This is a genomic window from Streptomyces sp. M2CJ-2 (genome assembly GCF_016757295.1).
In the GTDB taxonomy this organism is placed as follows: Bacteria; Actinomycetota; Actinomycetes; order Streptomycetales; family Streptomycetaceae; genus Streptomyces.
This window is the reverse complement of record NZ_JAESIF010000059.1, coordinates 1-22,238: the sequence shown is the minus strand read 5'-3', so window position 1 is coordinate 22,238 and position 22,238 is coordinate 1. Positions and strand designations below refer to the sequence as shown.

The 22,238-nt window shown below is 70.2% G+C and carries 25 protein-coding genes, 3 tRNA genes and 2 pseudogenes; 24 read left to right on the top strand and 6 right to left on the bottom strand.

The window, feature by feature from the left end; all coding sequences use genetic code 11:
* The first annotated feature begins 33 nt into the window (after nucleotides 1-33).
* Both dnaG and JL475_RS30320 read left to right on the top strand, forming a co-directional pair.
* The gene (gene dnaG / locus JL475_RS30325; RefSeq protein WP_202281169.1) at nucleotides 34-1,968 is read left to right on the top strand and encodes a DNA primase; all 1,935 of its coding nucleotides are present in this window, start codon (nucleotides 34-36) and stop codon (nucleotides 1,966-1,968) included.
* A 92-nt stretch (nucleotides 1,969-2,060) separates the two neighbouring features.
* Nucleotides 2,061-3,336 (top strand): annotated as a pseudogene (locus tag JL475_RS30320) (sigma-70 family RNA polymerase sigma factor).
* 188 nt (nucleotides 3,337-3,524) lie between these two features.
* On the opposite strand, the gene JL475_RS30315 reads toward JL475_RS30320, so the two are convergent.
* From JL475_RS30315 to JL475_RS30300, 4 genes are all read right to left on the bottom strand, one after another.
* Nucleotides 3,525-5,468: an ABC transporter ATP-binding protein gene (locus JL475_RS30315; RefSeq protein ID WP_202281167.1), complete on the bottom strand. Its 1,944-nt coding sequence runs from the start codon at nucleotides 5,466-5,468 to the stop codon at nucleotides 3,525-3,527.
* Complete coding sequence (locus tag JL475_RS30310) at nucleotides 5,468-7,201, bottom strand: ABC transporter ATP-binding protein (protein WP_202281166.1); 1,734 nt, start codon at nucleotides 7,199-7,201, stop codon at nucleotides 5,468-5,470. Before JL475_RS30310 ends, JL475_RS30315 begins: the two co-directional genes overlap by 1 nt.
* A gap of 173 nt (nucleotides 7,202-7,374) precedes the next feature.
* Nucleotides 7,375-8,829, bottom strand: a complete 1,455-nt coding sequence (locus JL475_RS30305) for an FGGY-family carbohydrate kinase (RefSeq protein ID WP_202281165.1) — start codon at nucleotides 8,827-8,829, stop codon at nucleotides 7,375-7,377.
* 61 nt (nucleotides 8,830-8,890) lie between these two features.
* Nucleotides 8,891-9,196, bottom strand: coding sequence for a YtxH domain-containing protein (locus JL475_RS30300; RefSeq protein WP_202281164.1), 306 nt, complete (start codon nucleotides 9,194-9,196; stop codon nucleotides 8,891-8,893).
* A 180-nt stretch (nucleotides 9,197-9,376) separates the two neighbouring features.
* Between JL475_RS30300 and JL475_RS30295 the strand changes: the two genes are divergently transcribed.
* The 3 genes from JL475_RS30295 to JL475_RS30285 all read left to right on the top strand — a co-directional run bounded on the left by JL475_RS30295 (nucleotide 9,377) and on the right by JL475_RS30285 (nucleotide 9,791).
* A tRNA-Asn gene (locus tag JL475_RS30295) sits at nucleotides 9,377-9,449 on the top strand.
* Between the two features lie 5 nt (nucleotides 9,450-9,454).
* Nucleotides 9,455-9,527 (top strand) — tRNA-Asn (locus JL475_RS30290).
* 187 nt (nucleotides 9,528-9,714) lie between these two features.
* A tRNA-Ile gene (locus tag JL475_RS30285) sits at nucleotides 9,715-9,791 on the top strand.
* A 71-nt stretch (nucleotides 9,792-9,862) separates the two neighbouring features.
* On the opposite strand, the gene xerC is transcribed toward JL475_RS30285, so the two are convergent.
* Nucleotides 9,863-11,434, bottom strand: coding sequence for a tyrosine recombinase XerC (xerC, locus tag JL475_RS30280; protein WP_202281163.1), 1,572 nt, complete (start codon nucleotides 11,432-11,434; stop codon nucleotides 9,863-9,865).
* A 3-nt stretch (nucleotides 11,435-11,437) separates the two neighbouring features.
* A complete protein-coding gene (locus JL475_RS30275) occupies nucleotides 11,438-12,172 on the bottom strand; it encodes a helix-turn-helix transcriptional regulator (RefSeq protein WP_202281162.1) in 735 nt (244 codons plus the stop codon).
* Between the two features lie 115 nt (nucleotides 12,173-12,287).
* Here JL475_RS30275 and JL475_RS30270 point away from each other — a divergent pair, with 115 nt between their 5' ends.
* The 19 genes and pseudogenes from JL475_RS30270 to JL475_RS30180 all read left to right on the top strand — a co-directional run.
* On the top strand, nucleotides 12,288-12,506 hold the full coding sequence (locus JL475_RS30270; protein ID WP_307825198.1) for a helix-turn-helix domain-containing protein: 219 nt from the start codon (nucleotides 12,288-12,290) through the stop codon (nucleotides 12,504-12,506).
* Complete coding sequence (locus JL475_RS40450; protein ID WP_307825197.1) at nucleotides 12,503-12,826, top strand: DNA-binding protein; 324 nt, start codon at nucleotides 12,503-12,505, stop codon at nucleotides 12,824-12,826. The genes JL475_RS30270 and JL475_RS40450 overlap by 4 nt, the downstream gene beginning before the upstream one ends.
* A 147-nt stretch (nucleotides 12,827-12,973) precedes the next feature.
* Nucleotides 12,974-13,225 carry a hypothetical protein gene (locus JL475_RS30260; RefSeq protein ID WP_202281161.1) on the top strand — a complete coding sequence of 84 codons (252 nt, stop codon included), beginning with the start codon at nucleotides 12,974-12,976 and terminating at the stop codon, nucleotides 13,223-13,225.
* A gap of 149 nt (nucleotides 13,226-13,374) precedes the next feature.
* A complete protein-coding gene (locus JL475_RS30255; RefSeq protein ID WP_202281160.1) occupies nucleotides 13,375-13,548 on the top strand; it encodes a hypothetical protein in 174 nt (57 codons plus the stop codon).
* Complete coding sequence (locus JL475_RS30250) at nucleotides 13,545-13,799, top strand: hypothetical protein (RefSeq protein ID WP_202281159.1); 255 nt, start codon at nucleotides 13,545-13,547, stop codon at nucleotides 13,797-13,799. Before JL475_RS30255 ends, JL475_RS30250 begins: the two co-directional genes overlap by 4 nt.
* Nucleotides 13,800-13,884: 85 nt before the next feature.
* Nucleotides 13,885-14,739 carry a toprim domain-containing protein gene (locus tag JL475_RS30245; RefSeq protein ID WP_202281158.1) on the top strand — a complete coding sequence of 285 codons (855 nt, stop codon included), beginning with the start codon at nucleotides 13,885-13,887 and terminating at the stop codon, nucleotides 14,737-14,739.
* On the top strand, nucleotides 14,736-16,082 hold the full coding sequence (locus JL475_RS30240; RefSeq protein ID WP_202281157.1) for a hypothetical protein: 1,347 nt from the start codon (nucleotides 14,736-14,738) through the stop codon (nucleotides 16,080-16,082). The genes JL475_RS30245 and JL475_RS30240 overlap by 4 nt, the downstream gene beginning before the upstream one ends.
* Before the next feature lie 221 nt (nucleotides 16,083-16,303).
* Complete coding sequence (locus JL475_RS30235; protein WP_202281187.1) at nucleotides 16,304-16,525, top strand: hypothetical protein; 222 nt, start codon at nucleotides 16,304-16,306, stop codon at nucleotides 16,523-16,525.
* Entirely contained in the window at nucleotides 16,522-16,863 is a 342-nt protein-coding gene (locus JL475_RS30230; protein WP_202281156.1) for a hypothetical protein, read from the top strand. Before JL475_RS30235 ends, JL475_RS30230 begins: the two co-directional genes overlap by 4 nt.
* A 113-nt stretch (nucleotides 16,864-16,976) precedes the next feature.
* On the top strand, nucleotides 16,977-17,498 hold the full coding sequence (locus tag JL475_RS30225; RefSeq protein ID WP_202281155.1) for a single-stranded DNA-binding protein: 522 nt from the start codon (nucleotides 16,977-16,979) through the stop codon (nucleotides 17,496-17,498).
* Between the two features lie 19 nt (nucleotides 17,499-17,517).
* Entirely contained in the window at nucleotides 17,518-17,718 is a 201-nt protein-coding gene (locus JL475_RS30220; protein ID WP_202281154.1) for a hypothetical protein, read from the top strand.
* Nucleotides 17,715-18,359 (top strand): hypothetical protein, encoded by a 645-nt coding sequence (locus JL475_RS30215; RefSeq protein WP_202281153.1) that lies wholly within the window; start codon nucleotides 17,715-17,717, stop codon nucleotides 18,357-18,359. The genes JL475_RS30220 and JL475_RS30215 overlap by 4 nt, the downstream gene beginning before the upstream one ends.
* Before the next feature lie 370 nt (nucleotides 18,360-18,729).
* Complete coding sequence (locus tag JL475_RS30210; RefSeq protein ID WP_237408707.1) at nucleotides 18,730-19,053, top strand: hypothetical protein; 324 nt, start codon at nucleotides 18,730-18,732, stop codon at nucleotides 19,051-19,053.
* On the top strand, nucleotides 19,050-19,457 hold the full coding sequence (locus JL475_RS30205) for a hypothetical protein (protein ID WP_202281152.1): 408 nt from the start codon (nucleotides 19,050-19,052) through the stop codon (nucleotides 19,455-19,457). The genes JL475_RS30210 and JL475_RS30205 overlap by 4 nt, the downstream gene beginning before the upstream one ends.
* Entirely contained in the window at nucleotides 19,454-20,557 is a 1,104-nt protein-coding gene (locus JL475_RS30200; RefSeq protein WP_202281151.1) for a hypothetical protein, read from the top strand. The genes JL475_RS30205 and JL475_RS30200 overlap by 4 nt, the downstream gene beginning before the upstream one ends.
* Complete coding sequence (locus tag JL475_RS30195; protein ID WP_202281150.1) at nucleotides 20,557-20,733, top strand: hypothetical protein; 177 nt, start codon at nucleotides 20,557-20,559, stop codon at nucleotides 20,731-20,733. Before JL475_RS30200 ends, JL475_RS30195 begins: the two co-directional genes overlap by 1 nt.
* Nucleotides 20,730-21,044 (top strand): hypothetical protein, encoded by a 315-nt coding sequence (locus JL475_RS30190; protein ID WP_202281149.1) that lies wholly within the window; start codon nucleotides 20,730-20,732, stop codon nucleotides 21,042-21,044. The genes JL475_RS30195 and JL475_RS30190 overlap by 4 nt, the downstream gene beginning before the upstream one ends.
* A 2-nt stretch (nucleotides 21,045-21,046) precedes the next feature.
* Entirely contained in the window at nucleotides 21,047-21,223 is a 177-nt protein-coding gene (locus tag JL475_RS30185; protein WP_202281148.1) for a hypothetical protein, read from the top strand.
* 82 nt (nucleotides 21,224-21,305) lie between these two features.
* A pseudogene (locus JL475_RS30180) lies at nucleotides 21,306-22,238 on the top strand (ATP-binding protein); the annotation flags it as partial.

Sequence of the window (22,238 nt, the reverse complement as noted above, 5' to 3'; positions counted from 1 at the left end):
CCGGCTCCCGGCGGACCACCGTAGACTTCCAGCGTGGCTGGACGGATCAACGACGAGGACGTGAAGGCGGTACGGGACGCGGTCCCGATCGACGCCGTGGTGTCCGAGTACCTCCAGCTGCGCGGCGCCGGCGGCGGCAACCTCAAGGGCCTGTGCCCGTTCCACGACGAGAAGTCGCCGTCCTTCCAGGTGAGCCCGAGCAAGGGACTCTTCCACTGCTTCGGCTGCCAGGAGGGCGGCGACACCATCACGTTCGTGATGAAGGTCGACCACCTCTCCTTCTCCGAGGCGGTCGAACGCCTGGCCGCCCAGGCCGGCATCACCCTGCGCTACGAGGAGGGCGGGTACAACCCGGCCCACCAGCGCGGCGAGCGCATCCGCCTGGTCGAGGCCCACCGGATCGCCGCCGACTGGTACGTGGAGCAGCTCGCGACCTCACCCGAGGCGGACACCGGCCGCGCCTTCCTCGCCGAGCGGGGCTTCGACCAGGAGGCCGCCCGGCACTTCTCCGTCGGCTACAGCCCCCAGGGCTGGGACCACCTCACCCGCTTCCTGCGCGGCAAGGGCTTCACCGACAAGGAACTGCTGCTCTCCGGCCTGTCCCAGGAGGGCCGCCGCGGCCCCATCGACCGCTTCCGCGGCCGGCTGATGTGGCCCATCCGCGACATCGGCGGCGAGGTCGTCGGCTTCGGCGCCCGCAAGCTCTACGAGGCGGACAACGGCCCCAAGTACCTCAACACCCCCGAGACGGCGATCTACAAGAAGTCCCAGGTGCTGTACGGCATCGACCTGGCGAAGAAGGACATCGCCAAGTCGTCCCGCGCGGTCGTCGTCGAGGGCTACACCGACGTCATGGCCTGCCACCTGGCCGGCGTCACCACCGCCATCGCGACCTGCGGCACCGCCTTCGGCAACGACCACATCAAGATCCTGCGCCGGCTGCTGATGGACAACGGCTCGGCCCGGGTGATCTTCACCTTCGACGGTGACGCGGCCGGCCAGAAGGCGGCCCTGCGCGCCTTCGAGGACGACCAGAAGTTCGCCGCCGAGACCTACATCGCCATCGCGCCCGACGGCATGGACCCCTGCGACCTGCGCCTCGCCAAGGGCGACGACGCGGTCGCCGACCTCGCCGAACCCCGCACCCCGCTCTTCGAGTTCGCGCTCCGCCACATCGTGAGCCGCTACGACCTGGACACCCCGGCCGGCCGCGCCGCCGCCCTCGACGAGGCCGCGCCGATCGTCGCCAGGATCAAGAACAGCGGCGCCCAGCACGAGGTCGCCGTCCAGCTCGCCGGCATGCTCGGCATCCTCGACACCCAGTTCGTGGTCAAGCGGGTGGCGCAGCTCGCCCGCTGGGCCCGCGACCGCGGCGGCAAGGGCCCCGCCGCCCCCGACCGGCAGCAGCGCGGCGGCGGGGGCCCGCAGCAGTACGCCTCCGGCCCGGCGCCCGCGCTCCCGCGGGGCCCCGCCCTCAACCTCCGCAACCCCGTCTTCGCCACCGAACGGGAACTGCTCAAGCTCGCCCTCCAGCACCCCGCGCTGGTCTCCCCGGCCTTCGACGCCTACGGCGTCGACGAGTTCACCGCCCCGGTCTACGCGGCCGTGCGCCAGGCCGTCCTGGAGGCGGGCGGCGCGGAGTACGGCGCCCAGGACCCGCAGGAGTACCTGATCCGGGTCCGCGACGCCGCCCCCGACGACACCGTCCGCGCCATGGTCACCGAACTCGCCGTCGAGGCGATCATGCTGCACCGGGGCGTCAAGGAGGTCGACGAGAACTACGCGGGCGCCCAGCTGGTCACCGTCCGCCGCCGAGCCGTCGAGCGCCGCGTCCGCGAGATCGCCGGCCGGCTGACCCGCCTCGCCTCCCAGGGCGACCCCGCCGAACTGGCCTCCGTGCAGAACGAACTGTGGGTCCTCCAGCAGTACGACCAGTCCCTGCGGGAACACGGAGCGGCGGCCCTGTAGGCGGGATGTGACCGCCGGGTCACCGCGTGAACGCAAAAAGTCATCGCACGCCCCTCGTGGGGACGATGTGTCGTACCCCACACTGGGGTGCGGTGCCTGAGTCCTCGGAGCGCGGCCGACCCGTCCTCGACGGGTCCGGGACCCCCGCGGCCCCGCTCATCGCGTACGGGACGGACAGCGGCGAGGCCGCCGACTCCGCTCCCGAAGTACCGCTGCCGCCCTCCCCGGCAGCGATCATCCTGGAGGTCGCCCCCCGTGCAGACCCAGATCCAGAGCCTCACCCAGACCCACACGAGCACGGTCGGCGCGCGGCCGGAGGCGGACGTCCTGGTGGCCATGCCCGCGCAGAGCCGGGCCGCGCACCACCCCGAGACGGAGCCCGAACCGCCGTCCGCGGCGCTCGGGCCGGCCGAGCACGTCGAGCCGGCCCCGCCGCCGGCCCGCGCCGAGTCCGGCAGCCCCTCCTCGGACCTGTTCCGCCAGTACCTGCGGGAGATCGGCCGCATCCCCCTGCTCACCGCGGCCGAGGAGGTCGAACTCGCCCGCCGCGTCGAGGCCGGGCTGTTCGCCGAGGAGAAGCTGCGCCGCACCCCCGACCTGGACAGCAGGCTCGCCCTCGACCTGGACCGGCTCGTCGTCATGGGCCGGATGGCCAAGCGGCGGCTGATCGAGGCCAACCTGCGGCTCGTCGTCTCCGTCGCCAAACGGTACGTGGGCCGCGGGCTGACCATGCTGGACCTGGTGCAGGAGGGCAACCTCGGCCTGATCCGGGCCGTGGAGAAGTTCGACTACGCGCGCGGCTACAAGTTCTCCACCTACGCCACCTGGTGGATCCGCCAGGCCATGTCCCGCGCGCTGGCCGACCAGGCCCGCACCATCCGCGTCCCCGTGCACGTCGTCGAGCTCATCAACCGCGTCGTCCGCGTCCAGCGGCGCATGCTGCAGGAACGCGGCTACGAACCGACCGCGAACGAGGTCGCCGACCACCTCGACCTGGCCCCCGAGCGGGTCGGCGAGGTGCTGCGGCTCGCCCAGGAACCGGTCTCCCTGCACGCCCCGGTGGGCGAGGAGGACGACGTGGCCCTCGGCGACCTCATCGAGGACGGCGACGCCGCGAGCCCCGTCGAGTCGGCCGCGTTCCTGCTGCTCAAGGAGCACCTGGAGGCGGTCCTGTCGACGCTGGGGGAGCGGGAGCGGAAGGTCGTGCAGCTGCGGTACGGGCTGGTCGACGGCCGCCCCCGCACCCTGGAGGAGATAGGCCGCATCTTCGGCGTGACGCGGGAACGCATACGCCAGATCGAGTCCAAGACCCTCAACAAACTGAGGGACCACGCCTTCGCCGACCAGCTGCGCGGCTACCTGGACTGACTTTTCCCGCCCCCGCCGCCCCTTTCCTTTCCCGTCCCCTGGGGCTGCGCCCCAGACCCCCTTTGGCCCTACGGGCCTCGTCCTCAAGCGCCGGACGGGCTGAAATCAGCCTCTCCGGCGTTTGAGGAGCGGGGTCTGGGGCGCAGCCCCAGGTCGGGAAGGGAAGGGGCGGCGGGGGCGAAAGAAGCTCAGTCGACCTCCGCGACCGCCTGCGCGAACTGGGCCTTGTACAGCCGGGCGTACGCCCCGTCCGCGGTCAGCAGCTCCTGATGCGAGCCCTGCTCCACGATCGCGCCGTTCTCCATGACGAGGATCGTGTCCGCGTCCCGGATCGTGGAGAGCCGGTGCGCGATGACGAACGACGTACGCCCGTGCGCCAGTTTGGCCATCGCCTTCTGGATCAGCACCTCGGTACGGGTGTCCACGGAACTCGTCGCCTCGTCCAGCACCAGGATCACCGGATCGGACAGGAACGCCCGCGCGATGGTGATGAGCTGCTTCTCACCCGCGCTGACCCCACCGCCCTCGGCGCCCTCGGCCCCCTCGTCGGCGAGCACCGTGTCGTACCCGTCGGGCAGGGTACGGATGAACCGGTCGGCGTGGGCCGCCCGCGCCGCCTCCTCGATCTCACCGCGGGTGACCTCGCGTGCGGCCCCGTAAGCGATGTTCTCCGCGATGGTGCCGCCGAACAGCCAGGTGTCCTGGAGCACCATGCCGATCCCGGCGCGCAGTTCGTCCCGGGACATGCGCGCTATGTCGACGCCGTCGAGCGTGATGCGCCCGCCGGACACCTCGTAGAACCGCATCAGCAGGTTGACCAGCGTCGTCTTTCCGGCGCCGGTCGGGCCGACGATGGCCACCGTCTGCCCCGGCTCGACCGTCAGCGACAGGTCCTCGATCAGCGGCTTCTCGGGGTCGTAGCGGAACGCCACGTGCTCCAGCGCCACCCGCCCGCGCGGCTCGGCCGGCCGCTCGGCCGGCGAGACGTCGGCCGACTGCTCCTCGGCGTCGAGCAGTTCGAAGACCCGCTCGGCCGACGCGACCCCCGACTGCACCAGGTTCGCCATCGAGGCGACCTGCGTCAGCGGCATCGAGAACTGCCGCGAGTACTGGATGAACGCCTGCACGTCACCGATGGACAGCGAACCCGACGCGACCCGCAGCCCGCCGACGACCGCCACCAGCACGTAGTTGAGGTTCGACACGAACATCATCAGCGGCTGCATGATGCCGCTGTTGAACTGCGCCTTGAAACCGGCCTCGTACAGCGCGTCGTTCTGCTCGGCGAACTGCTTCGCCGACTCCTCCTGCCGCCCGAACACCTTCACCAGGGTGTGCCCGGTGTACATCTCCTCGATGTGCGCGTTGAGCGTTCCGGTCGTACGCCACTGCTGCACGAAGTGCGGCTGCGACCGCTTGCCCACGCGGGTGGCGACCACGAACGACAGCGGCACGGTGACCAGCGCGACCAGCGCCAGGATCCAGGAGACGTAGAACATCATCACCAGCACACCGACGATGGTCAGCACCGAGTTGATCAGCTGGCCCATCGTCTGCTGGAGCGTCTGCCCGAGGTTGTCGATGTCGTTGGTCGCCCGGCTCAGCACCTCACCGCGCTGCCGCTTGTCGAAGTACGACAGCGGCAGCCGCGACAGCTTCGCCTGCACGTCCTCGCGCATCCGGTACATGGTGCGGTTCACGGCCCCGTTCACCAACCGCGTCGCGACCGCCATCAGCAGACCGGCGACCCCGAACACCGCCAGCGCGAGCCCGAGGACACCGCCCACGGCGGTGAAGTCGATGCCGTGGCCCGGGGTGAAGTCGGTGCCGCGGAGCATGTCGGCGACATCGCCCTCACCGCGTGCCCGCATCGCGTCGAGCACCTGCTCCTTGGTGGCCCCGGACGGCATGTCCCGTCCGACGACGCCCTCGAAGACCAGGTCGGTGGCCCGGCCGAGGATCTTCGGCCCGACCACGCTGAGGCCCACGCTCAGCACCGTGCAGGCCAGCAGCACCCAGAGGGTCAGGCGTTCCGGCTTGAACCGGGCGACGAGCCGTCTGCCCGACTCCTTGAAGTTCAGCGACTGCTGGTCGGGGCCGCCCCCGGCCATCATCCGCGCTGCTCCCGCCATCAGGCGGCCTCCGCTTCCGTCAGCTGGGAGAGCACGATCTCCCGGTAGGTCTCGTTGTCCGCCATCAGTTCGTGATGCCGGCCGGTGCCGACGATCCGGCCCTCGTCCAGGACCACGATCCGGTCGGCGTCCCGGATGGTCGCCACCCGCTGGGCGACGATCACCACCGTCGCCTCGGCGGTCTCCTCGGCCAGCGCCGCGCGCAGGGCCGCGTCGGTGGCGTAGTCGAGCGCGGAGAAGGAGTCGTCGAAGAGGTAGATCTCCGGGCGCCGCACCAGCGTCCGCGCGATCGCCAGGCGCTGGCGCTGACCGCCGGACACATTGGTCCCGCCCTGTGCGATCGGCGCGTCGAGCCCGCCCTCCAGCCGCTCGACGAACTCCTTGGCCTGCGCCACCTCCAGCGCGTGCCACAGCTCCGCGTCGGTGGCGTCCGGATCGCCGTACCGCAGGTTGGTCGCCACCGTCCCCGCGAACAGGTACGGCTTCTGCGGCACCATCCCCACCGTCCTCGCCAGCAGCGCCGGGTCGAGGTCCGCGACGGGCACGCCGTCCACCAGCACCTCGCCCTCGGTCGCGTCGAACAGCCGGGGGACCAGCCCGAGCAGGGTGGACTTGCCGCTGCCGGTCGAACCGATGACGGCGGTGACCTCACCGGGACGGGCCACCAGGTCGACCGACTTCAGCACCGGCTCCTCGGCCCCCGGGTAGGAGAAACCCCCGCCCCGGATCTCCAGATGACCGTGCCGGCGCAGCTCGGTGACGGGCGCGGCGGGCGGCACCACGCTCGAGGAGGTGTCCAGCACCTCCTGGATGCGCTCCGCGCACACCTCGGCCCGCGGCACCATCATGAACATGAAGGTGGCCATCATCACCGACATGACGATCTGCATCAGATAGGCGAGGAACGCGGTCAGATCACCGATCTGCATCCCGCCGCTGTCGATCCGGTGCGCACCGAACCACACCACCGCGATCGACGACAGGTTCACCACCGTCATCACCACGGGGAACATCAGCGCCAGCAGATTGCCGGCGCCCAGCGACACCTCGGTCAGCTCGGCGTTGGCCTTCTCGAACCGCCGCTGCTCGTACGCGTCCCGGACGAACGCCCGGATCACCCGGTTGCCGGTGATCTGCTCGCGCAGCACCCGGTTCACCGTGTCGAGCCGCTCCTGCATGGCCCGGAACAGCGGACGCAGCCGCCGCACGATCAGCGTCACGCAGATCCCCAGCACCGGCACCACCCCCACCAGCACCCCGGACAGCGGCACGTCCAGACCGAGCGCCAACACGATGCCGCCCACGCACATGATCGGCGCCGACACCATCAGGGTGAACGACATCAGCACCAGCATCTGCACCTGCTGGACGTCGTTCGTCGTGCGGGTGATCAGCGAGGGCGCGCCGAAGTGACCGAGCTCACGCGCGGAGAACGACTGCACCCGGTCGAACACGGCCCCCCGCACGTCCCGTCCCAGGGCCGCGGCGGTCCGGGCGCCGTAGTACACAGCACCGATGTTGCAGACGACTTGCGTCAGCGAGATGCCGATCATCAGGGCACCGGCGGACAGGATGTAACCGGTGTCCCCCTCGACGACACCGTCGTCGATGATGTCGGCGTTGAGGGTGGGCAGGTAGAGCGTGGCGCAGGTCTGCAGGAACTGCAGCAGCACCAGGAGGACGATGGGTCTCTTGTACGGCCTGAGGAAGGTCCGTAGAAGTCTTATGAGCACGCTGAATCTCTCGGCTGGCCGGCGGGAGCGATCGGTTGCCCCTGGCCCCTATCGTCGGACACCCCACCGGCGTTACCTCAAGTGAATTTAATCCGCCACGCGCGCTCCTGACGCGAACCTCCTGACGCGAACCTCCTGACGTGGGCCTCCTGACGTGGACCTCCGGCCCGTGGTCAGGTCCGGAACGCCCCCGGGTGGGTCTGCTCGCGCACCGACACGAACTGCTGGCGCACCGCCTGCCCCACCGCCAGGTCCTCGCCGGGCTCCAGCACCTGCGCCGCCGCGCCCTGCCAGAGCGGCGGCGTACGCGGGTCGAGGGTGCCCTGGGACACCCCGAGCGCCCAGGCCGCCTGCCGGGCGGCGCCGATCGCCGCGTAGTCCGCGGGCTGCGGCACCACCACCTGCGCCCCGAACAGCGAGGGCGCCGCCGCCTGCACCGCGGGCAGTTCCGCGGCCTGCCCCAGCAGGAACACCCGCCGGACCTCCACACCCCGGCCCCGCATCACGTCCAGCGCGTCCGCGAGCCCGCACAGCATGCCCTCGAACGCGGCCCGCGCCAGGTGCTCCGGCTTCATCGACTCCCGCCGCAGCCCCGACAGGGTCCCGGCGGTGTGCGGCAGGTTCGGCGTCCGCTCACCCTCCAGGTAGGGCAGCAGCACCAGCCCGTGCGAACCCGGTGTCGACTTCATCGCCAGGTCGGACAGACTCTCCAGATCGGGCAGCCCGAGCAGCTCCGCCGTCCCGCGCAGGGTCCGCACGGCGTTCAGCGTGGTGACGACCGGCAGATGCATCCCGGTGGCGTCCGCCAGCGCGGTGATCATGCCGTTGGGGTCGTAGAGGGCCTCGGGGTGGACGGCCATGACGGACCCGGAGGCACCCAGCGAGACGACCGCGTCGCCCAGCCCGATCCCGAGCCCGAACGCCGCCGCCATCGTCTCCCCGGTGCCGGCCGAGATCAGCAGCCCCTCCGGCGTCGCGCCGGCGGCCTCGGCCGGGCCGATCACCTCCGGCAGCATGGTCTGGTGCCCGAGCGCCAGCTCCACGAGGTCGGGCCGGTAACCGCCGGTCGCCGCCGCCCAGTAGCCGGTGCCGGAGGCCCCGCCCCGGTCGGTGGTCCGGCGCACCGGACGGCCGAGGAGCTGCCACACCAGCCAGTCGTGCGCCTGCAGCAGCACGGCGGTGCGTGCCGCGTTCTCGGGCTCGGTACGGGCCAGCCAGCGCAGCTTGGTCACCGGGTGCGCGGCCTGCGGCACACACCCCACCGCCTGCGCCCACGCCTCCCGGCCGCCCAGCGCGTCGATCAGATCGGCCGCGGCGACCTGGGTCCGCTTGTCGGCGCCGACCATGGCGGGCCGCACGGTGTTGCCCTGGGAGTCCAGCGGCACCAGCGCGTTCGCCTGCGCGGAGACCCCGATGGCCTGCACGCCCTCCAGCAGCCCGCCGCCCGCCGCCTCGCCCAGCGAGTACAGCCAGGCCTGCGGGTCGACGTCGGACGGACGGCCCGTGCCCTGGGGGTTCTCCACCGGATGCGGCGCGTACCCCTGTTTGAGCACGGTTCCGGTGTCCGCGTCACAGACGACGATACGAGTGAAATCGGGCGCACTGTCCAACCCGGCGACTATCCCCATGGCCGAAATTCTGCCGTACCCGGCGACATCACGACTCAGGACCCGTGTCGCACCGCGGACCCTAGGTGTTGCTGGTGCCCCAGTCGTCCTCGCCGGCGCCCTGCGCGGTGCGCTCGCGCAGGGTGCGCACCCGCTGCGCCACCGAGTCGGGCATCCGGTCCCCGACCTTGTCGCTCACCGCGTGGTACGCCTTGCCCGCGAGGTCGCGGCCCTGCTGCGCCGCGGTCTCCGCGGTGTTGCGCACGGCGGGGTTCTGCGCGATCTGCCGTGCGGACTTCTTCAACTGCTCGTAGCGTTCGCGCCCGGCCCTCGTGCCCAGCACGTAACCCAGGACGACTCCGGCGACGAACGTGAGCCGGTAACGCATGGCGGCCACCCTTCCCTCGTGTAGGACTGTGTGCGGGACGGCACAGGTCTTCGGTGCGGCGACAGTGCCGAGGAGTACCGATTGGCAAAGCACCCCCCTGCTTGCGCTAATGTATGTGTCGCAGCGAGCGCGCGCCCTCTGGCGAATACCCAGGGAGGTGCGTTCGATGCAACGAGGCATTCCTCCGTAGCTCAATTGGCAGAGCAGCCGGCTGTTAACCGGCAGGTTACTGGTTCGAGTCCAGTCGGGGGAGCTCGGTCCTCCGTAGCTCAATTGGCAGAGCAGCCGGCTGTTAACCGGCAGGTTACTGGTTCGAGTCCAGTCGGGGGAGCATGCTGAACGAGGACCCCTCAGGGGTCCTTTTTCATGCCTGTTCGCTGTCCGGGGGAACCGTGCGGGACCGGAAACGGTCCTCATGGTCACGAAGGCCGTGCGTAGCCGACCGTCGAGGCGGGAGATCGTATGACCGGCTATGCTGCGGCAGACGGCGCGCACACCTGTACGCGACACGCCGCTATGGGGCGGTAGCTCAGCCGGTTAGAGCAACGGACTCATAATCCGTCGGCCGTGGGTTCGAGTCCCACCCGCCCCACCAGGACACCTGTTCGAAGAATCGGCGTCACCAGCGATCCGAGCGCCCCGACTGGTTTAGACCAGAAGGGGCGCTCAGTCGCTTCCAGCGTCCTGCGTGAGCGATGCGTGAGCGGCCGTGTCAGACGACAGCGGACGACGGGCGCGCGGCACGATGCTCTCGGCGTTCCTTGCCACCTCCTGGTCGACCTGGGGGAGGAGGCTGGTGTACGTGTCGGACGCTAGCTGAATCGTCCCGTGCCGCAGCGTCTCCTTGATCGCGTGGAGGTCACCACCACCCGCATGGATCAGCGTTGCGGCCACGTGGCGCAGATCCCGGAGGTTGATCGGAGGTAGCGCCGCCTCCCGGCACAGCCGCCGGAACGTATCCGACACCTTCTCTGGGTGCAGCCAGCCGCCGTCCTCGTCGACGAACACCTTCCCCGTCTCCTGCCAGGGGAGGCCCTTGTCGAGGTACGCCTGACGCTCGGCCTGCTGCCGCACGCGGTGATCGGCGAGAACCTGCAGCGTCGCCGGGCCCAGCGCGATCGTCGCCGCGCTGCCCTCCGTCTTCGGGTCGCTCTCCACCGGCGTCCACCCATCCTGGATGATCGTCTTGGAGACCGTCAGGCGAGCCTTGGCGAAGTCGATCCCGGCCCAGTCCTGCCCGACAGCCTCACCGCGGCGCAGGCCCCGGAACGCGATCAGGTGGAACAGGGCATATAGACGGTCAGGCTCGGCGTGGTCGAGGAACTCGCCGACCTGAACCGGCGTCCACACCATCACCCCTGACGGCTTCTCACCGGTCTGCCGCCACCGCTCCACATGCTCCGGCGTCCACAGCACGGCCTTCGGCCGCTTGCCCGAGGCGAGCTCGACATGCGCAGCCGGATTGAACGTCAGCAGCTGCTGGGAGATCGCCGCGTTGAGCGCGGACCGAAGCGTCGCCCGGATCCGCTGCTGGGTCGCCGGGCCGGTCACCCGCCGGTACGGGGGGAGTGCCTCCAGCTTCGCCCGCTCAGCCGCCAGCCGGGCCGTCTCCGACGCCGGCGGCCGGGACCGCTTCCCCCACGTCGCACGTGCCTGCTGCTCACGGCGCTGCTGGTTCTCCGCCTCGATCGTCTCGTTCGCCGTGTCGATGGCGTCGAAGAACTCCACCAGATGCCCGACGTTCAGACGGTCCAGCAGGATGTGCCCGATGCCCGGCTTGAGGTGCACACGGATATGGGAGCTGTACCCGTTGAGCGTGCTCTTCTTCCGCTTCTTCGACTCCCACCACTCGTCCAGCCAGTCCCCGACGGTCAGTTTCGACGTGAGCGGCTGGCCGGCGCGGAACCGGCGGCGCGTCTCGCCGAGGTCGGGCAGCGGGGCGTTCTTGTTCTTGCTGACGGCCTCGAGCAGGTCACCGATCTTCGTCTGTGCTTCCTGGTCATCGCCGGGAGCGAGGGCGAGCAGGGCGCGCACGGCGTCGAGGGCGTCCTGTGCTTCCTTGGCGGTGGCGTAGCCCGAGCGGGAGAAGGAGCGCCGGCCGCTGTCGGCGCGCGGCGGAAGCTCCTGACGTACAGCCCACACCCCGTGGCGTCGGCTCGACAGTTGCGGGCAGCTCTTGCCCATGACCTTGCCGTTACCGTCCCGGCAGTAACAGCGTCGGTACGTCGAGCCCTTCACCGGCTACTCCTCGTCGTTTTGGATCCCGAGGCGTCGCTCAAGATCCTCAATGTTCTTCAGCAGGACCTCGCGATCCCTGCTATTCATGGTGGTCGTCGACTGTGCCAGCTCTCGCATTTTTTCGAGATGTTGGTGACTCCATTCCTCGATCTGTTCACGCGTGATCGGAGGATGGATGCTCATTTTCTCACGCCACCGAGGGCCGTATTTTGCGTTCAGTTCGGACTGCCGATTCAAGGAAGTCCGGGTCATCTCTCGTAGCACCCTCTCGGCCTCTTCTAGTTCTGCTGCCACCCGCGCTGCCAGTGCAGCCGCACCGGCAGTGCGGGTCTGCGCAACGTGCATCTCCTCCCTCGCGCGAGCCTCCTCTGCTCGCACTGCAGCCAACTGCACGGCGAGCTCGTCTCGGCGCCGCTGTGCAGCCTTAGCTCCCGCAATGAGTTCGTCGATATCCATTTTGGCGGGGCTTCCCGTGGCATCCCCAATAGATCTCGACAACATTTGAGAGACGGTAGTTCCGAGGGCCTGCGCGATGAGGTCTGCCTCTTGTAGCCGGACAGCTCTTTGGCCGGATTCGATCTTGGCGATCGTCTGCTGGTAAAGGCTGCCTCCTAGCTCCGCCACTCGTTCTGCCAATTCCGCCTGGGACAGGTCGAGAAGCGCCCGGCGCCGCCGCATCTGACGCACGAACACATCCTCGGCTACGCGGCCCGCGGCCGCCTTCTCCTCAGCGCTCAACGCAATCAACATCCTTCATGCACAACACGCTACAACCGGATGTTGTTGTTGCGCTACACCGCCACCGGGTACATACTCATGGTGTTCAACACCAACACCATGAGGGGGTTGAGCGGTGTCTGAGCTGCTCACCAACGAGGCCACTACGTACCTGACCACGGAAGACGTGGCTGCCAGGTATCGCACGGCGCCCAGCACCATCCGCTACTGGCGGCACATCGGCAGCGGCCCAAGGGGCATCAAAGTCGGTCGCCGAGTCCTGTACTCACTCGCCGAGCTCGAACGCTTCGAGAGGGAGCTGGCCGACCAGCCGGCCAAGAAGGAATCCGCGTGACAACCGCGGCCCTGACAATCGCCGAGATCCTCGACCAGCCCGCCGTCGTCCCCCTGTGGCCGACCGTCGGGAAGGCCCTGGGCCTCGCCGAGTCCACCACGTACCAGCTGGCGGCTGAAGGCCGCCTTCCGATCGAGGTCATCCGCCTCGGGCGTCGACGGGTCGTCCGGACGATCGACCTTCACCGCTTCCTCGGGCTCGCCCCGCAGGAGAACGGCGCCGCTCTCGCGTACCAGGCGAGAGCGTCCGCCGGAAACGACGAAGAGGCCGGGTACCAGCCGGCCTCTCCAGTCGAGCAATCCGCATCTACCGCGAAGTAAGAAACGAGACGCTCTGTGTTCCACCTTCCCACGACTGCAACGGCGCAGTCGACTCAGCCCACCGTGCCCGCCCTCGTCAATGGGGTTCAGGTCCCCGTTGCCGAGAGCGCCGCTGCCCTCACCCCGGAGCAGGTCTGTGACCTGCCGATGAGTGAACTGCTCGCCCAGGTCGATGTCACCCTCGGCACGACGGAAATAAATGAGCCGAAGTTCTTCGGCTACATAGAGGTCCGCGCATCCGGCAGCGCGACCGTCTACCTGCCGTCGCAGGCCTGCGACCTCGAGCGCGACATAGCCACCCGCTTCCTCATCACCAAGTTCCTCGGGCTGCCGGCGCACCTCTTCCCCGACGTCCTCCAGGCCACCGTCTACGACGCGAACGGCGAGGAGCAGGCGTGACCAGCGCACGCAACGCGCCGGCGTCCGGGGGTGTGGCAACACCCCCGGGCCGCCCGGTCCGCTCCGCCGACCCCGAGCGGGGGGAACACGTCGCCGATTCTGTGCTGTCCTTGACCACAGGCGCGGGGCCTAAGAACGTGGAGGAATCCATGCTTTCGCAGCGTCGCCCGGCCCGGCCCGTGCGCTTCGACGACCCGGCCCACAACGCCGCCTACTGGGCGCGCATCGACCGCATCGTCGACGCCGCGCCCCCGCTGGACGACACCCAACGCGCGGTGATTCGCACAGCCTTCAGCCAGCCCGCAGCGCGGGAGGCGGCGTGAACGAGCGCCGCCCCGGTCAGTGGCCGGTTGACCAGCCCGTCGACCTCGACGCGTCGGCACCAGACGTCGATGAGCTGTACGTGCAGCGGCAGGAGGAACGCGCCCTGCACGAGATGGTCCTCGACTCTATCCGGCACGACCTCGAGCAGCAGCCCAGCCCGCTCACCGTGCTCACCGCCGCGCGGAACTGGTGCACCCGCATCACCGCCGCCGCAGACGAGATCGCCCAGGCCAAGCGCAGAGCCGCCTGACCGCTGGCGGGCGCCGCTACTCCCCCCGCGGCGCCCGCCAGCACCCACGAACCATCCGATCCAGCTCGCAGAAGAGAGCACGTTCGTGACTGACGCAATCGCCTTCAATCGGCTCGCGGATCTCCTCCGTGACCGGGGCGAGCCCACGCGATACCAGGGCGGCAAGCTCCGCACGCGCGGCATCTGCCACGGCGGTGACGCCCCCGACACCGTCGCCATCACCCGTACCAACGACGGCGTCGCCGTCTTCTGCCACAAGTGCCAGGGCAACGAGGAGTTCCTCGCTGAGATCGCCTGGACTATGGCCGACCTGTTCGACAAGCCCCTCGAGCGCCCCCGCGACCGGCCGGCCGATGACCTGTGGATCCCGTGCCAGCGCCATGGCCACAAGCGGGTCGCGCAGTACGTCTACAGCGACGAGAACGGCGCCGTCGTCCACGGCGTCACCCGCTGCGACCACAAGGACTTCGCGCAGTGGCGGCCCGACCCGGCCACGAAGTCCGGGCGCCGCTGGTCCCTCAACGACGAACGCGGCAACCGGCTCGTGCCACTGGTCCCGTACCGGCTGCCCGAGCTGCTCGCCGCGAAGGAAGCCGACCAGGTCATCTGGATCGCCGAGGGCGAGAAGGATGTCCACGCGCTCGCCGACCACGGCCTGCCCGCCACGTGCAACGCGGGTGGCTCCGGCAAGTGGGCCGCCGAGCACGCCCAGTACCTCGAGGGAGCCGACGTCACCATCGTCGCCGACCGCGACGAGAAAGGCCGTGAGCACGCCCTCGCGGTCGTCGAGTCGCTGCGCGGCCTGGCGCACTCCGTCTACGTCGTTCAGGCGAAGACCGGCAAGGACGCCGCCGACCACTTCGCCGCTGGCCACAAGGACTCCGAGTTCAACCAGGTGTGGGCACCCGTCCCGTACCCCGGCGACCCGGTGGCAGCATGAGCACCGCAGCAGCCTGGATGCCGGACGTTCACGAGGCCGACCCCGCGGTCACCAACCGGCCCGGGCGTCTACCCGAAGAGTTCTGGTCAGCGCGGCCGCTGTTCCAGCACATCCGTCTGGCCGCGCACTCCGAAGGCTGCTCTGGCGACGTGCTGTTCTACAGCAGCCTCGCCCGCCTCTCCGGCATGATCTCCCACCACTACCGGGCGGTCACCGGCATCGGCGGCCGGGCCTCGCTGAACATCTTCTCGGCGATCGTCGGCAACTCCGGTGCAGGCAAGTCCACCGGGTCCTCCCTGACGCGGGCCCTGATGCCCGCGTCGGACGAAGAATTCCGTGACGGCCTGCCCGTGGGCAGCGGCGAAGGTATCGCCGAAGCCTTCATGGGCACCGTCGAGGAGCCCACCGGGGAGCTGCACACCCACGGCAAGAACAAGGGCGACCCCGTCATGCGACGGGTCCGCAAGCAGGTCCGGCACAACGCCTACTTCTACGTCGATGAAGGCCAGACCATCGCCAAGCTCGGCGAGCGCAACGGTTCCGTCCTCGGCGAGACCCTGCGCCGGGCCGCCGTCGGCGAAACCCTGGGGCAGACCAACGCCAGCGAGGAACGGACCCGTTACATCCCGGCCGGCTCATACAGCCTGGGGCTCCTCGTTGGCTTCCAGCCCAGCACCGCCGTGCCAGTCCTCGCGGACGCCAGCACGGGCACCCCGCAGCGGTTCCTGTGGGGCTGGGCAGACGACCCGGCCATCCCCGACACCCCGCCGGAGCAGCCCGGGCCGGTGACCATGCACCCCGGCACCCGACGGCTCAGCGAGCCACGAGACCTGAAGTTCCCCGAGCGGATCCGGCAGCTCCTGTGGTCCGAGAGGATCGCCCGCAACCGCGGCGAGATCGAAGTCCCGGAACTCGACGGCCACGCCGGGCTGATCAAGGTCAAGGTCGCCGCCATGCTCGCGCTCCTCGACAACCGCGAGCACGTCACCGAAGACGACTGGGCGCTCGCGGAGATCGTGTGGACGGCGTCGTGCGGAGTGCGCGATCACCTGGTGGAGCGGGCGCAGCGCGAGGCCGCTGCCGAGCGGGAGCGCGAGGAGACGGCCAAGGTGCTGCAGGTCGTTCGTGAGCACGAGGCGAAGGCGGAATCCAGCGTCGCTGTGGAGCGCGTGGCCCGGCTGGTACGGAAGCACGCTTCGCAGGTCGGCGGCATCACCTGGGGCGAGCTCAACCGCCGTATGGCGAGCCGGGACCGGAAGGTTCTCCGCAAGGCCGTCGATCTCGCGGAAGCCCGGGACTGGGTGTTCGGCGAGGGCGACCGCGTATGCGTGAAGACGGACTAACCGGACGTGCCGGGGTGTGGACACGCGAGCCGATGTGGACACGTGGACGCCTGTCCACACCCCCCCGTCGTGAGACAGACCGCCCCTTTAAGACCCCTCCAAATAACAACAAATAGGACATGCGTGTTCACTCGCGTCACACGCGATGGGGGGACGTGGACACGCGTCCACATGTCCACGTCCACATGTCCACAGTCCACGTCCACCGGAGGCACCCATCCATGAACGGCGACGACATCGTCGCGGAGAAGATCGCCGCCGCCCGCCGCCGCGCCGAGAACGCCAAGCGCCGGCGCGCAGCCCTCAACTCCGCCCGGCAGCGCGGCCTCGCCCAACGGCACGCCGCCAAGCTCCGCAACCAGGCTTCCGCCCGCACGACGGACGGAGACGACAGGCCGACACCCCGTCGGTCTGTGAACGACACCACCGAGGAGAACCAGTGACCCAGTACGACGCCATCCTCATCGACGAAGACGGCACGATTGTTGTGATCAACCTGCCCGCCAACCGTGAGCACTTCGCCGAGTACGCCGCCGCCGTCCTCCGCTGCTCCAGCGTCGAGCCCTTCGACCTCACGACCGGCGTCGCCATCTGGACCGATGAGGACGGCCACGGACGGTGGGGCTACAACGCGCTCGCCGACGGCCTCGTCGACCGATACGGCCACACCAACAGCCTCTCCGGCCCTGTGCTGATCACCGGCTACGGGACGCACGTCAAGGCCCTCACCCCCCAGGACGCCAGCCGCATCCTCCGGGAGCTCAACGACATCGCCGCCTGACCGCACGTCACCGGCCGGGCCCGCGGGACTCGGGCCCGGCCACCCGCCCAGATAACCACAGCTCAGCCAGCTTCCCCGATCGGGGAAAGTTCCCCATCCCGAAGGAGTCCGCCATGGCAGGCGAGACAGTGATCACCGTCGTCGGCAACCTGGTCGACGACCCCGAGCTCCGCTTCACCCCGTCCGGCGCCGCGGTCGCCAAGTTCCGCATCGCGTCCACCCCGCGCGTCTTCAACCGGGAGACGAACGAGTGGAAGGACGGCGAGAGCCTGTTCCTCACCTGCTCGGTGTGGCGGCAGGCCGCTGAGAACGTCGCCGAATCCCTCGCCCGCGGCACCCGGGTGATCGTGCAGGGCCGGCTGAAGCAGCGGTCCTACGAGGATCGTGAGGGCGTCAAGCGGACGGTCTACGAGCTGGACGTCGACGAGGTCGGCGCCTCCCTCGCTTACGCCACCGCGGCCGTCACCAAGAAGACCGGCGGCGGCAACCGTGGGGGAACGCCCACGGATGACGCGTGGGCCAACGCGAAGCCCGCCAACGGCCAGCAGCAGGGCGGCGGCTGGGGCAGTACCCCGCCCGCCCAGCAGCCGCCCGCGCAGCAGGGCGCGGGCTACTCCGACCAGCCCCCTTTCTGAGCAAGGAGTCGACATGACCATGAACGAGATACAGATGCTCGCTATCGGCCTGGTCCTCGGTGCCTGGATCGTGGCCGTCTGGCACGCGTCCCTCAACTTGCGGGACGCGCGCCGCAGCCTCGATGAGTCCCGCCAGGCCCGCCGCCGCGCGGCCGGTGGCCACTTCCTGAACAGCCTGGAGCTGTACCAGGTCCAGCAGCGCTACGGACTCGTGCCGTGACCGCCTGCGAGCTGTGCGGCGAGGAGACCGCGGGCCGGTACCTGTGCGAGCGGCACATCGTCCAGCTGGCCAAGCGGCTGGACGAGCTGCCCAAGGTGTACGACGAGGTTGGCCATTGCCTGGTGCCCCGCGGTCACGGGTGGGGCGAGATCGTCGCGACCCGGGGTGCGGCCGGCCCTCGGTCGCCGATCGACGAGGACGTCCTGGACACAGTGAACTGGGTTCGCGCGGCTGAGGTGATGCGGCTGTGGCGGGTGGACGTGCAGCGTGAGCGGTGGCCGCAGCACTCGCCGCCGCCCCCGCCGGCGGACCTCGCCGGAGACTGCCGCTGGCTGGCCATGGAGCTGGACTGGATCGTCGACCACTACCCGGGGACCGGGGACCTGTTCCGCGAGGCGGCCGAGCTGGAATCGCAGGCCCGGACGATCGTCGGCGATCCGGCACCGCGGCCGCAGCGGCTCGGGACGTGCGTCGCGGTCGACAGCGACGGCGTCGTCTGCGGTGCGGTCGTCTCTCGACTGCCTGGGCAGACGCGGGTGCAGTGCCGTTGGTGTAGCTACAGCTACGAGTCGGAGCAGGACTGGCTGCTGCTGCTCCACTTCCAGCCGAAGGACGGCGACAGCACGTGGGAGGCGGCGTGAATGCGTTGCCTAGGACACTGGGTCCTAGTAGTCTGGTCTGCGTGCCAACCTCCAATTGGCGCGAGCGCGTTGCTGCCGAAACCCGGCGGCAGCGTGACCTGCAAGCGGAGATCGCGGCCAGCGCCCGCCGGAGAGCGGAAGCGTTCGAAGAGGGCGTCCGAGAACTCGGCAGCAAGTCAGCTGTCGCCCGCGAGATCGGGATCGACGTCAGCGCAGTCAGAAGATCCATCCGCGAGTACGGACCCGGGACCCTACCCCCGCCGGACTCCCCGACCACAACCGCATAGGCCCGTAAAGCGGGCAGCCCCCGGCTAGCCGACCCTACCGGCCGCCGGGGACCACCACTTGACCACAGGAGATGAGCCCTCCCATGGACCACCAGAACCTTAGCGCGCCCAAAAGCGCGCAGATCAACCCGGCCGAGCCCCTCTACGGGGCCGCCTCTCTCGCCATCCGCGACCAGCTGCGCGAGCCCGCCGCCTCCTACGACCCGCTGCACGACCCGGAGAAGGACGCGCACGTCGGCGTCCCGTCGCTGACGCAGGCCATCGACCGGGCCCGGAAGGCCCTCGACGAGAAGGCCCAGGCGAACATTCACGACCAGGACGCGATGATCCGCGCCGCCTACGGCCTCCACTACGTCCTGCACGACCTGCTCGCCGCGCTGGACGCCGAGCGGGGTGAAACCCGATGAGCACCGCCCCCCGTAAGCAGAGCCCGCGCTACCGGGACCGCGTCGTCGTCCTCGACACCCTCGACTCCGGCGAGGTCACCGTGCCGGAGCCGGCATGGTGCGTGGGCCACGACGACGACACCGTCGGCTACCTCGCCGACATCACCCACAACGGGGCGACCACCACGGTCGCCGCCGTCACCGCCCGGTACGGCCACCTGCCGGTCATGGACGCGCGCATCACCCAGGCGCCGCACGGCCAGCAGCAGCCCGAGCTGCTGCCGCTCCTCGCGATCCGCGTGGACGTCGACGCCACCGTCGACCTCGAGGACGGCCGCCACCTCACCCAGGCCCTGCGCGCCGCCGCCGTCCGCATCGACCGCGCCCTCGACGAGGTCGCACGCCTGCGAGGTGAGCGCCGATGAGCACCCGCACCCTCACCAAGGGGCAGACGGCCGTCCTCACGGTCGCCGCCGTCCTCATGGTCGCCGTTGGCGTCTTCGGCGGCTGGGGTACCTACACCAACGCCCTCGCCCAGTTCGACCGGGCCGCCACCGCGGCCGGCGTCGTCGCCGCCGGAGAGGGCCTCACCCTGATCCTGGCGATGGTGATGCTCGGTCGGACGATGCTCGGGCAGTCCTCCCCGGCCGTGGTCCGGGTCGGCATGTGGCTCGCCCCGGTGTCCGCCAGCTGCATCGGCATCACCATCGCCAGCACCGTCCGCGAGGCCGCGGTGTACGCGGTCACCCCGCTCGCCATGTCCGGCGCTGCCGAGGGGCTCGGGTTCATTGCCAGGAGCGTCGTCGTCTACCGCACCGGCGTAGATGCCGAGGTGATGCGCCGCAACGCGGACGCTGCCCGGCAACTCGCCTTCCACCGGGCGGTCGCCGACGGCCACCCCGGCAAGTGGCAGCGCAAGATGGCCGTCCGCCGCTACTGGCGGCTCGCCCGATACGTCGGCGTCGGCGACACCGAGCTCGGCGCCGGCCTGGTCGACGTCCAGCGCGTCCGCATCACCGGAGGAGCCGATGCGGCCCTCGCCACCATGTACGGCGCCCCCGCCGCAGCCGCCATCGAGGAGCCGCCCGCGCGGCCCCGCCCGGTGTCCGCCACCGAGGCGCTCCGCTCCCACTTCGCCGACATGGATCCGGCGGATGCGATCCGGCTCGCACATGATGCGCGACCTGATGCGCCCCCGGCCGAACTCGCCACTCTGCTGGGCACCTACGGCCTGTCCGTCGACCCCGTCGCCATCGCCCTGGTCCTCGGTGACCAGCCCGCCGAGTACGACGTCCAGCGCGATGATGCGGATGATGCGGAGCAGGTCAACGCGCTGCCGCGGGGCGCCAAGACGGCAGCGATCCGCGGGGCCGCATCATCGCTCGGAGATGATGCGCGAGCCGAGGACATCGTCCGGGAGGTCGCCGAACGGCACCAGATCACGGTCGGCGAGAACTACGTCCGCGCCGTGCTCTCCCGGAAACCCAAGGCCAAACGCGACCCGGGGAACGGGGACTACGCGTGATGATGCGCATCATCTTCGGCGCCGCCCTGGCGCTGCTCGTCCTCTACCCGAGCCTGCTGTCGATCGTCGTCACCGTCGTGGCCGTCGCGGTCACCCAGCCCGCCGTCATCGCGTTCGCGGCCGGCGCCTGGGCGTGGCCCCGCATCGCCCGCCGCATCAAGGGGTGGACGGCATGAGCGACGCCCTGCAGAAGGCGGAGGCTGCCGTCAGCGAGGCGCAGACCAACACCGCCGCCGTACAGCTCGCCCTGGCGGCCGTTGAGCTCGCCAAGGCGGCCCAGGCCCAGCAGCAGCCCGCCCCGGCCTGCCAGCACCAGCACAAGCCCGGCCGCAGCGCCGGCGAGTGGCTCGGTATCGGCTGCGCCGTATGCGTCGGCGGCATCGGCCTGGCCCTCGGCTTCATCGCCGTCGCCATCGCCGCCTGCTGCGCCACCGGCTGCTTCGTGATCCTCCGCCACATCGTCCGCGACATGCAGAAGGGCCGCTGACCATGGCATTCACCGACAAGGACCCCCACAACCTCTCCGAGATCGCCCGCGTCGTCGCCCTCGGCGTCCAGATCCAGAGGCGTAAGGCCCGCGGCAAGAGCACGAAGGCGCTCGAGCGGCGCGTCGACCAGATCCGCGAGCGCGCCGAGGCTCGCGAGAACGCGCGCCGCACGAAGTAGCCCGCCCTGGGGCGGCCGTCCACGACCAAGCGACCGGCCGCCCCGGGCCTCCCAACCCCAGCAAGAGGCAGGAAGCCCCAGCATGACAGTGCACCTGATCAAGGCGCCACACAACGACACCGAGGCGCCCTCCAGTCATCGCGAGCGGCGCCGGGCCCGGTTCCGCACCGTCGCCCGCGCCGCCCTGCAGGACGAGCGCATCCGCGCCGCAGGACGCCTCACCGTCCGCCACGGCGCCTACATCACCGGCGGGGCCCGCATCGTCGCCCGCCGCGCCTGGGACGGCCGCACCGCCTCCCGATACGAGCGCATGATCCGCGCCGCCGAAGCCGCCGGCCTCATGGACGAGGTCAAGGAGTGGGAGCAGCGCGCCCAGGCCTACCGAGCTGCCCGCCACAAGCGGCGCCTCGAACTGCTGCAAGCCATGGTCCACGCGCCCAAGGCCATCGCCTACGGCACCGCCGGCGGCACGGGGATCCTGCTGATGATCGGCATCATGCTCGCCTGGGGCTCCGGCGACGTCCGCGACGTCCTCACCCCCATCGAAGCCGTCATCGAACTGGTCAGCTGGGCCGCATTCGTCGCAGGCGTCGTCTGGGGCCCGTTCCTGTTCGCCGCCCCGTGGATCGGCCTCGCCGCCGTATGGGCCGTCGGCCAGCAGCGCCACACCGCCCCCCAGTGGGCGCTGCCCGCCCAGGCCCGCGACCTGGGCGCCGCCATCACCCCGTCCATCGTCGTCGTCGCCTTCCGCGACCTGGGCATCTCCCCGCTGCGCAAGGCCATCGACGCGATGGGCGACGTCGGCGCCGCCCTGCTCGGCCCGATCCGGATCGCCGGATGCGGCGTCGAGGTCGACGTCCACCTCCCCTCCGGTGTCTCCACCGCGGAGATCCAGGCCAAGCGCCGCAAGCTCGCCGAGAACCTCAACCGCCACGAGCACGAAGTGTTCATCACCATCCCGCCCGCCCCGCGCACCGTCCGCCTGTGGATCGCCGACTCCGGCGCCCTCGACGAG

Bases quoted from the DNA above. Each gene is read 5' to 3' on its own strand.
- JL475_RS30220 (WP_202281154.1), top strand. From the start codon at position 17,518: ATGAACGAGATACAGATGCTCGCTATCGGCCTGGTCCTCGGTGCCTGG.
- JL475_RS30205 (WP_202281152.1), top strand. From the start codon at position 19,050: ATGAGCACCGCCCCCCGTAAGCAGAGCCCGCGCTACCGGGACCGCGTC.
- JL475_RS30240 (WP_202281157.1), top strand. From the start codon at position 14,736: ATGAGCACCGCAGCAGCCTGGATGCCGGACGTTCACGAGGCCGACCCC.
- JL475_RS30200 (WP_202281151.1), top strand. From the start codon at position 19,454: ATGAGCACCCGCACCCTCACCAAGGGGCAGACGGCCGTCCTCACGGTC.
- JL475_RS30260 (WP_202281161.1), top strand. From the start codon at position 12,974: ATGAGTGAACTGCTCGCCCAGGTCGATGTCACCCTCGGCACGACGGAA.
- JL475_RS30185 (WP_202281148.1), top strand. From the start codon at position 21,047: ATGGCATTCACCGACAAGGACCCCCACAACCTCTCCGAGATCGCCCGC.
- JL475_RS30235 (WP_202281187.1), top strand. From the start codon at position 16,304: ATGAACGGCGACGACATCGTCGCGGAGAAGATCGCCGCCGCCCGCCGC.
- JL475_RS30195 (WP_202281150.1), top strand. From the start codon at position 20,557: ATGATGCGCATCATCTTCGGCGCCGCCCTGGCGCTGCTCGTCCTCTAC.
- JL475_RS30305 (WP_202281165.1), bottom strand. From the start codon at position 8,829: ATGGGGATAGTCGCCGGGTTGGACAGTGCGCCCGATTTCACTCGTATC.
- JL475_RS30315 (WP_202281167.1), bottom strand. From the start codon at position 5,468: ATGGCGGGAGCAGCGCGGATGATGGCCGGGGGCGGCCCCGACCAGCAG.
- JL475_RS30190 (WP_202281149.1), top strand. From the start codon at position 20,730: ATGAGCGACGCCCTGCAGAAGGCGGAGGCTGCCGTCAGCGAGGCGCAG.
- JL475_RS30210 (WP_237408707.1), top strand. From the start codon at position 18,730: ATGGACCACCAGAACCTTAGCGCGCCCAAAAGCGCGCAGATCAACCCG.
- JL475_RS30300 (WP_202281164.1), bottom strand. From the start codon at position 9,196: ATGCGTTACCGGCTCACGTTCGTCGCCGGAGTCGTCCTGGGTTACGTG.
- JL475_RS30225 (WP_202281155.1), top strand. From the start codon at position 16,977: ATGGCAGGCGAGACAGTGATCACCGTCGTCGGCAACCTGGTCGACGAC.
- JL475_RS30255 (WP_202281160.1), top strand. From the start codon at position 13,375: ATGCTTTCGCAGCGTCGCCCGGCCCGGCCCGTGCGCTTCGACGACCCG.